We start from the raw sequence: 962 nt of genomic DNA, 5'->3' as shown, positions 1-962 counted from the left end.
TGAGCCTCCCCTAAATCGGTGGACACCTATAGCTTAGACAGCAAGAGGTGTCAGATGACGAAACGGCAGCGACGTTCTTATTCGGACGAGTACAAGCGGCAGGCAGTTGATCTGGTTTTGTCGAGCGGCCGCTCGGCGAAGTCGGTATCGAAGGAGCTCGGGCTTGACGGCTCCGTGCTGAGCCGATGGGTGGCGGAGCAGGGCACGGCGAGAGCCGGCGGCAGCGCCGTGGCGCCCACATCGCAAGCGGCGGTGCCGTCGGCGGACCAAGCTGACGTGATTGCGCGGTTGCAGCGGGAAAACGAACAGCTGCGCTTGGAGCGCGACATTTTAAAAAAGTCGATCGCGATCTTTGCTGGACCCCGGACATGAGGTTCCGTTTTATCGAGGATCGCCGCACGGACTATCCGGTCAAGGTCATGTGCCGTGTGCTCGGCGTCTCGCCCGCGGGCTACTATGCCTGGCGGTCGCGCCCGGAAAGCCTCCGGGCCTTGGCTAATCGAGCGCTGCTGGAAGGCATCCAGCGGGTTCATCGCGATAGCCATGGCCGCTATGGCAGCCCGCGCATTCATGTCGAACTCAAAGCCCAGGGACATCATGCAAGCCGTGGCCGGATCGAGCGGCAGATGCGCCATCATGGCATTCGAGCCATCTCGGCCGGGCCGCGACGATGCCGCACCACCGACAGCGGGCACGGCTTCCCGATCGCGCCGAACCTGCTCGGCCGGAACTTCTCGGCCGCCATGCGCAATCAGGTCTGGCTCGCTGACATCACCTTTGTCTGGACCGACCAGGGCTGGTTGTATCTGGCGGCCGTCATGGATCTGTACAGCCGCCGTATCGTGGGCTGGGCCATGGACGACCATCTGCGCGCAGAACTGCCGCTCGCCGCATTACGAATGGCGATCAAGGCGCAAAGACCAGGTCCCGGGCTGATCCATCATTCCGATCGCGGCACACAA

The 962-nt window shown here is 63.1% G+C and carries 2 protein-coding genes; both read left to right on the top strand.

The genetic code is table 11. From position 1 onward, the window contains the following. The first annotated feature begins 54 nt into the window (after positions 1-54). Entirely contained in the window at positions 55-372 is a 318-nt protein-coding gene (locus AC0L3A_RS40715) for a transposase (protein WP_007593706.1), read from the top strand. Next, positions 369-962 (top strand): IS3 family transposase (locus AC0L3A_RS40710; protein ID WP_219685674.1); only part of this gene is annotated, 594 nt, incomplete at its 3' end. The genes AC0L3A_RS40715 and AC0L3A_RS40710, both read left to right, overlap by 4 nt.

Source organism: Bradyrhizobium sp. MI1.3 (assembly GCF_055811695.1).
The sequence above is the reverse complement of the archived record's forward strand: the minus strand, read 5'-3'. Positions and strand labels throughout refer to the sequence as shown.

Coding starts and splice junctions, on each gene's coding strand:
- AC0L3A_RS40715 (WP_007593706.1), top strand. CDS start 55: ATGACGAAACGGCAGCGACGTTCTTATTCGGACGAGTACAAGCGGCAG.